The 8,255-nt window shown below is 34.1% G+C and carries 6 protein-coding genes and 2 pseudogenes; 4 read left to right on the forward strand and 4 right to left on the reverse strand.

Translation table 11 applies throughout. The features are described from left to right. Nucleotides 1-545 precede the first annotated feature (545 nt). From ACQKMD_RS21220 to ACQKMD_RS21230, 3 genes are all read right to left on the reverse strand, one after another. A complete protein-coding gene (locus ACQKMD_RS21220) occupies nt 546-2,045 on the reverse strand; it encodes an alkaline phosphatase family protein (RefSeq protein WP_427754503.1) in 1,500 nt (499 codons plus the stop codon). A gap of 232 nt (nt 2,046-2,277) precedes the next feature. Further along, nucleotides 2,278-3,489, reverse strand: coding sequence for a M56 family metallopeptidase (locus ACQKMD_RS21225; protein WP_427754505.1), 1,212 nt, complete (start codon nt 3,487-3,489; stop codon nt 2,278-2,280). Nucleotides 3,490-3,500: 11 nt separating this feature from the next. Further along, a complete protein-coding gene (locus tag ACQKMD_RS21230) occupies nt 3,501-3,860 on the reverse strand; it encodes a BlaI/MecI/CopY family transcriptional regulator (protein WP_201186646.1) in 360 nt (119 codons plus the stop codon). Between the two features lie 597 nt (nt 3,861-4,457). On the opposite strand from ACQKMD_RS21230, the gene ACQKMD_RS21235 reads away from it, so the two are divergent. Then, nucleotides 4,458-4,883, forward strand: coding sequence for a hypothetical protein (locus tag ACQKMD_RS21235; RefSeq protein WP_427754506.1), 426 nt, complete (start codon nt 4,458-4,460; stop codon nt 4,881-4,883). Between the two features lie 88 nt (nt 4,884-4,971). Here the strand turns inward: ACQKMD_RS21235 and ACQKMD_RS21240 are convergent, their stop codons facing one another. Then, entirely contained in the window at nt 4,972-5,406 is a 435-nt protein-coding gene (locus ACQKMD_RS21240) for a DUF3888 domain-containing protein (RefSeq protein WP_427754507.1), read from the reverse strand. A gap of 425 nt (nt 5,407-5,831) precedes the next feature. Between ACQKMD_RS21240 and ACQKMD_RS21245 the strand changes: the two are divergent. The 3 genes and pseudogenes from ACQKMD_RS21245 (at nt 5,832) to ACQKMD_RS21255 (ending at nt 7,860) form a co-directional block, all read left to right on the forward strand. Further along, a pseudogene (locus tag ACQKMD_RS21245) lies at nt 5,832-7,053 on the forward strand (TolB family protein). Between the two features lie 250 nt (nt 7,054-7,303). Further along, on the forward strand, nt 7,304-7,540 hold the full coding sequence (locus tag ACQKMD_RS21250; protein ID WP_427754509.1) for a helix-turn-helix transcriptional regulator: 237 nt from the start codon (nt 7,304-7,306) through the stop codon (nt 7,538-7,540). After that, a pseudogene (locus ACQKMD_RS21255) lies at nt 7,533-7,860 on the forward strand (6-aminohexanoate hydrolase). Before ACQKMD_RS21250 ends, ACQKMD_RS21255 begins: the two are co-directional and overlap by 8 nt. Nucleotides 7,861-8,255: the final 395 nt, after the last annotated feature.

Consider the following 8,255-nt stretch of genomic DNA (forward strand, 5'->3'; position numbering starts at 1 on the left):
GGAGCAGGGTATCGAGAACTGAAACTAGATTTTATTACAAAACGTAATCTTGGTAGAACTCATGTTGGGATTCTAACATCAGGTGGAACATCCAGGGTGTTATTTGATGATGTTAAAGTTATCGGTGCAAAAAAGTAGATTAAAAATAGAAGTGTAGATCATTAACGGAATTTCATACTATGCGGTGAGATCGAAGAGTTGACCCATTAACTTTAGTTATTTTTTTGACAGGCTTCTCCCCTTGGAATATCTGTGCTCTTTAATTATTCTCATCGCTTTGTATAAAACGATTTCAATCCTAAGATCGAATTGATATTATCCCCTTCAGGTAGACCGTGTAACAAGAACATGAACAAACATGGATGTTGGACTTACCCCATCGCCATCAAGTCAAGTTTAGAAATTCATTGTTCCCCAAAACGAAAAAAATGAGTTGAATTCCCATAGAGAACTATGGAGAGATAAAATTTTCGTTTTGGGGATACTTCAAATTATTAACTTGATGGGCATGTGACGCTACCTCTATAATGTCTAAAGTAGGGGAGTCACTTTGTTAATTTTATAATCCATTTTTTAATGTCAACGAGTCTATTGTATTCAGGTTTTTCACGAGTACCAGCGATTATGAGAGGAACAAGGGAATCGATTTTGTGTAAAGAACCATGTGCTCCTCCACCAGCATGGTTATGACTATGTTTTTCTATGAATTCAAAGTGTGGCTTGGCATCTACAATAATAAATTGACCTTCATGTGAATGTAGGGCACCATTAAGTCTTGCGAGCGCATCTGGATAATCGCCATATTTGATAAGCCTTTGATTATCGATCGCCAAATTTAAAATGGAATGATCACCATCTAACTTCCATGATTGATTATACAGATCTTTATAAGGACCATTTGGTGAAAATGTAAAATTCTTATCGGATTGTGGAGAAATAACATAGTTTGTTTCTTCCTCTTTCCATGCAATAATACCAATTCGGTCATCTTTTTTTAATGTCTCTATTATTTTTGAAATTTCGATGTTTTCTTTAATTAAGTTAATGTACGCCATTCTCTCGTTAATCGCGATTGCAATTTCGCCATTCTTCTTTCGTTCCCAAAAAGTATAGTCTTTTAACACATCATTTAAATCGATTAGCGAAGTGTTCTTATCTTTAATAATCTTAGATTGGGCACTATCCCCATGTACAATCCAAATTGTCTGTTCAATTGCTTCCTCCCAAGTAGGATAAGAATTTAGTAGCACTTGAAGATATTGATCTGCTTTTTCAATTGGATCTATATCCTCTGGGCCGTTTATATGTAAAAATTTGTCTGCATCTGGTAAATAGGCGAGAGTAAATGAAGGTAATTTATTATGTTTAATTAAGAATCTTAGCTCGTTAACGGTAAATTGATTATTAAAGCCCATACTTTTCCACGCAAACTTATGACGACCATTTTTGGAATCATATTGAGATAATGTTCCCAATGAAAGTAATGATGGTCCGTTGATATCTATTTCATTTGGTAGAAGTCCCATTGCTGAAATTAGTTTTGGAACATTTAATTGGTGGTGAAAACTTCCACGATATAAAAGGCCATTGATAGATCCAGATTGAATGTTATCCTTTGAGAGTTCTTCATGAATGGTCTGAACATTTTTGCTCAAATGCTCTTTGTTTAGATTAACAATACCATCGAGTGCAACATTTTTAACTCCAAGGTTCCAGATTTCGCTTATGCCGCTCCCATAGCTTATAATGCGATTTTCATCTTTCTTAAACCAAATAAGGCCTGGAATTTTATGTTGATCAGCATAGGTACCAGTCAACAAAGTACTGTCAATAGCAACGGACATTGTAGGATAAGAGCTAATTACTTCTGGGTAAAATTGTCCGTTTTCTATTAAAAATGAAAAGGCAGGGGCTCTTCTTTCTTGAATGACTTTTTGGATGGACTGACTCATAAGAGAGTCTACAGTGATGAGTATGACTGGTTTTTTCATTTTATTGAAAACAGTGTTGTTAATATCTTTGGTAGGAGACATTTTATATTCCATGTTTTCACCCTTTTTTTCTTTTTTTATAATTGACAATAGTATGCTTTATATTGGCAGGAAGATACGTCATATTAATATAAAGATGGTGACAGTTTATACGGAGTTATCTGAAGTTTATGTGAAATTGTTTAATGTTATAGTGTTGATTCTCCCAGTAATTTGAATACTACTGTACAGCATCCAATGAAAAAACTAGTCCTGGATTTCAGGACTAGTCTTTGGAGTAATTTATTTATTTTTCATTTGTTGCGATTACACGTGGTTCCGTCGTACTATTTGATGAATCAGTAACAATAACTGGATTTCGTTCTTTGCCTTTATTTGATGAGATTACATGTGGTTCCGTCGTACTATTTGATGAATTAGTAACAATAACTGGATTTCGTTCTTTGTCTTTATTTGATGAGATTACATGTGGTTCCGTCGTACTGTTTGATGCTCCAGTAACAATAACTGGATTTCGTTCTTTGCCTTCTTTCAGCGTTGGTGGCTCTTGGCCAGTTGCTGCAAAGACGGTCATCCCTCCAATGACTAATGTACATGCTAATGCTGTTCCTAAAACCGACTTTTTCTTTAAGGTCATAATGGACACTATCCTTTCTTCAATCCCGTTTTTACTAAAATGATTACAAAGCGGCGTAACCGTATAGGTTTCATCTGCCATATTGATGAGAGATAGTGCATATGCTGACTTTGCCTTATCTCCAAACTGTCTAATAACCCTTTCGTCGCAAGACAATTCAATGTCTCTGTTTACTAAAAAATACATAAGCCAAACTAATGGATTAAACCAATGCAAAGCTACCATAATAGTTAAAATTACTTTCCACAATACGTCAAAACGTTTAATATGAATTAATTCATGCGTGAGAATAAACTGAATACTTGCAGCGTCTTCCCAATTTGTTGATTTCGGCAATAAGATGACTGGTTTAAAGATTCCATATGTTAAAGGGGTAGTAATTCTATCTGATACTGCAATTTGAATCGTTCTTTTTAACTTATGATCGTTTAGCCATTGATCGAGATACTCATTTTTCTTCACTGGGATGGCTGTTTGAAATTCTTTATAAAATCTAACATAGGCCACTATAAAGAATAGCAGAACCCCGATACCCCCACATGTCCAAAGGTACTGAACGAAATCGCTTGTCATCACAAGCAAAAGCTGATGATAGAACGTGTTTGATGTTTGTGCGATTTCGATTGAATTGTGCATACTTTCCGAATCATTTGAGTGAGTGAACGTGACAAAGAAGTTTTTCAGCATAGGCTGTATGTTCAACTTTGAATAAAAAGAGTAGGGGATGAGTAGTTTAAATGCAACGATTCCCCAAAGAATTAAAAATGTTTGCTTTGGCACTTTATTTCTTACTAACATCCTCATCAATAGCACAATGATGAGGAGGAGAGATGCGTCTACACTCATGTTGAGAATACTCATATCATAATTCCTCACTCAAAATCTTTAACAATTTGCTTTAATTTATCAATCTCACTCGCAGACATTTTTTTCTTGTCTAGTAAGGATGCGAATAGTAAAGATTTAGAACCATTAAATATTTTATCAATCAATTCCGTCGTTTCTTGTTCTTGTATCTGTTCTTTTCTGATGATTGGATGACAGATAAAGTTAGGTTCAATTCTTTCAATGGCCTCTTTTTTTATACATTTTTTTATGACTGTATAGGTGGTGTTTTTATTCCAACCTATTCGTTCGTTTAACATTTGTGTGAGCTGTTTAGCTGTCAAATCACCTTCTTCCCATAAAATATTCATGACTTGTAATTCCGAATCAAACAATTTAACTTGCATACGCGCATGCTCCTTTTCTTAAGTGGACTATTGCAATAGTCCACAAACTAATACTACTATGGTAGTCTGTGGTTGTCAAGACTATTGAGATAGTCTGTTGGGGAGAATCCATTTTACGAGCATTAGTAAAGTCTTCTTTGGTTATAAGGTATGTAAAATATGATTTTCATTGTACTCGCAACCGTTTCGTTCAAACCGAGTTAAAACGGAGATGTTGGATAAAATGCTTAAAGAATAGATACATTTAGAAGAGTAAAGGACGGGGGGTTTTAGTAGAGGATCCTTTTGTTGCGGACCAGAGACGATTGTACATCAAGTGGTTCGTAATTTAATTAAGTTAGATAACAGCTGGATCAGTTGCTGCATAGCATCTCAAAAAGTTCTCCTGAATCGCTGTACTTCTGATACACATAATTTCCCACTTTTTTACATAAAACCATTTTAAGTAAAAAGCGAAATGTAAGTTGGTTTCTTCAACGCCAAGAGAAAATAGGCTTTGAATAACAATAATGCTGTTTCATAACTAATAAAGTATACATTAAAATCAGGATTATGATTATATTAAGAATCAATTAATAATTACAAGGAGGGAAAAATGTGAAAAAATTTAATGCAACATTTTTTTTACTTTTATGTTCTATATTGATTATGGGCTTACCCGTTTCTGCTCAAGAATTAAAGCCTACCAATGTTGTTAGTTTCCATGGTGAAAGTGAAAATTGGGTGGCTTCTTTTTCAACTGATTTGTTAGAGGGAGGAATAACCACTGAAGGCAATTTAAAATATAAAGGGAAAGATGTTGATTCTGTAGGACAAGTTTCATGCACATATGAAACAAGTGCAGGTGGACTTGCAATGTTTAGTCTATTAGCAGGTACTTCAATCGGTTCTCCCGTTGGAGAAAAAGGTACTCTTTCTACCAAAGGACTTGGTGGGAATGTAAATTTATATTCCAAAATCGAAGTTGTTAAAGTGACGGTAAAATGGGATGGGAAAACTGAATTATTTAATCTATATAAATAATAAAAATTAACGATGAAAATTGCATATATGGTCGACAGTTGCCAAAAATATATCACCAGGGGCTGTCCCAAAAGTCATCAAAGTGACCTCATTTTGTTTTTTTTTTGCATATTTTTAATATCTCCTCTTCTGGTATATTTTTAGTTTTGTCGACCTTAATTATTTTAAACTTCGCCTTTTCAATAGCTTCTCCTTCTCCAGGTGGTTCAACGCTAAAACGTATTACATATAAGTCATTCGGCGGATTATGCGCTCCTTCATAGGTAAGCAACTGTGCAGTAATTTCATGTCTATTACTAGATTCTTCAATCCGCTTAATGTTTAGTATTTTTTGACAACCATATGCCTTACCACCCGTTATTTCATTGAAATATTCAGCGAATTGATACAAGAGTGCCTCTTCTAAAAGATCCTTTCTACTTATTTCATACGCATACTTATTTGCAGATGTTGCAGCTGATTGAGATACAAAAGTACAAAATAATATGAAAGTAGACACTGCGAGTAATTTTTGCTTAATCACAAATTTTCCTCCTAATTTTTAAAGTTAGTCTGCCCAATTAAAAATAATATTATTATGCTTTATAGCTCATTAATTAGAGACGTATATGAAGTTATAAAAAAAAGGCGTTTACTCAACAACATGTATAATGAAGCATTGGCAAGAAGTTGAGCCGAACTATATAGCAGATAATTTTTTAGGTGTAGTAAAATGGATTGCAAATGATTAAATAAAGAATAAGCGGTGAATAAACAAACGTGGACTTTAGTGGAAGTTTATCGAGTTGCAATGGAGCTCTTTTTTCTTGTTTACTAACGGAGCAGGTTATTTGCAGAGTGTTGTTTAACTTGTGGTCAACAATCGGGCCATATTGTTGAATAAGGATAGTTGTTATTAATCTGGGCAAAATATGATTTGTTAAATAATCTTTTTAGTAGAGGATTGACGTGAGAATTCGGATTTTATTACTACTCACTCTCGTCTGTTCTCATTTTTCGTCGATAGCAAGTGCAGAAGCCCCACTAACAGCTTTATTTATCCGTGATCATCAGTTATGGCTCAAAAAGAGTGGTCAAGAAATACAACTTACGAAGAACCGATATGTGTATACTCCGAAATGGTCGTATGACGGTCGTTTCATTGGATTTATTGATGGTGATGAAAAGGGAGAAAAATCGGATTTATTCATTTATGATACAAAGGAAAAAGAAAGCTACCAACCTTACGTAAGGGTCGTAACATCTGACTTTAAATGGTCCCCGAACAAAAATCAGTTGGCCTACAATGATCAAGGTCTATTAAATGTGACAAAAATAAAGAATGGCCGGCCGCAAGGATTTGAAAATGTCTCATTAGGCGTTAGTGGTTTTGAATGGTTTCCGAACGGGAAAGAATTTATTGTTTCCTCACAATCCAACTTACTTCCCACAGGATGGAGTCCAATCCCACTTTATAGAATTCCAGTAGATGCAAATCTTGCTAAAGATAAAATAAAGGCTTTTTATACGATTCAAACTAAAGAACCTGATTTGTTTGGAATTGATGCCAATTATTTTAAGTGGAGTTCTGATGGGAAGTGGGTTAGCTTTTTAGTTGTCCCTACAGCTTCTTGGTCCATGGACAGTAATACATTAAGTGTATTATCATCACAAGGAAAACACTTTCAAGCAATGGGAAAAATGTTAGAGTTTAAAGACTGGTTTAAGTGGGCTCCTACTGCCAATCAATTGGCTTATATTTCAGGAGAAGGAAGATTTTTCGTTGAAAACAAGAGAATGACGATTGCCGAAATCCCAATATTTAAACAGCAAAAAGAATACACACCTAAAGGTTTGTAGACCTTGATCTGGAATGGTACTCTAAAGATTTTGTAATTGTAGCTCGTGCAAAAGAAAACAAGGAGTGGAAAGAAGGACCTGTGCCAACTATGTTCACGTCACTTTATGCTATAAACATAAGAACAGGAGAGCAAAAACAAATCTCATTTCCAGGGAAGAATGAACTTGACGAAGATCCTCAAGTTGTTGGACCTTACCTTACTTGGTTTCGAAAGATGGCAGAGCAAACTAAAGGTGATGGGTGAAAAATGCTTTAAATGGTCAAGAGCATATATGGCTTAAAAATGTAGATTACGCTCCAACGTTTTTTATACCGGAGCAAAGTTCTTAAGAATATGTTGAAAAAATCTTATTCAGCAATCGGGAGAGATGTTGTGAATAAGATTCACTTTTCATCTTCAACTAACGCGGGCTTTAATTGAAGATGAATAAATAAAAAAAGTTGATACCTTGAGAGGAAATCGGCTTTTTTTTATGGGGTGGAACTTCCTTGGTGTTGTAAATCGGTATCTACACTTACTAAAAAAAGGTTTAATGCTTCTTTTTTTGATAAGAAAGTAAATGTTAGTTATTAAATATAAATACAAACCATAATTGGGGATTCAATCGTAAACAAGGTATATGAGTTTAGGGTGTTAAAGAGGATGTCTCAAAAGGATCTGGCAGATGCAGTTGGCGTCTCCAAACAAACTATTTTTGTTATGGAAAAGAATAATTACTCACCCTCTTTAGTGTTAGCCTATAGAATTGCAAATTTTTTTGAAGTAGATATTAATGAAATATTTCCATATGTAGGAGAGGAAGATAACAATGATTGATGTATTAGACAGATGGATGCTTGAAAGCGTAGTAAATTTTAATGTTTTTGTAGGAATTACGACATTGATTTATATTGGTTCTTTGCTGGTTCTATTTTTGTGGGAAAGAAGTTTGGTAAACCAGACGAAAGAACAAATTCCATATATTTAAGTCATTTCTAGTATGTTTACTACCCAATTGCTTATGACTGGTTTGTTTATTTCAATAGTTGACAATGATGTCCAATATTTCCGTCAGTTCTTAAATATTATTCCAAGCGATTGTATTCCTTGTAGGTGCAATAAATGCTTTCAGACTATACATAAAAGATTTCAATTAAAACTTAATAAAAAAGAGCCTTATTTTCTACTCTAAGAAAATAAGGCTCTTTTTATGTCAAAATTTACTTAGCATATATTTTCGCTAAAATATGGGTGGCACCCAATAAAATAAAGCGTTAATCTTTCCAAAAGCACTCGTTTAGCTTTGTGCAGCAAATAAGAAATCCCACTCCTACATTTGCATACGTTTTTCATTTCGTTACATAAAAAATTCCCTCAACTCATTATGATTGAGGAGATAATCACATAGTTTCGTTTATATTAAATTGTGTGTACAATTTAACATTCAAGACCAGTATCAAAAGTTGGTATAATTCTCGTTGAACTTACACGATGTTGTTGAACTTGTAACACTTTCACAATAACATCCATAACGATTTTTTCACGTATTGTT

Origin of the sequence: Viridibacillus sp. NPDC096237, assembly GCF_050278625.1 — a bacterium.
In the GTDB taxonomy this organism is placed as follows: domain Bacteria; phylum Bacillota; class Bacilli; order Bacillales_A; family Planococcaceae; genus Viridibacillus.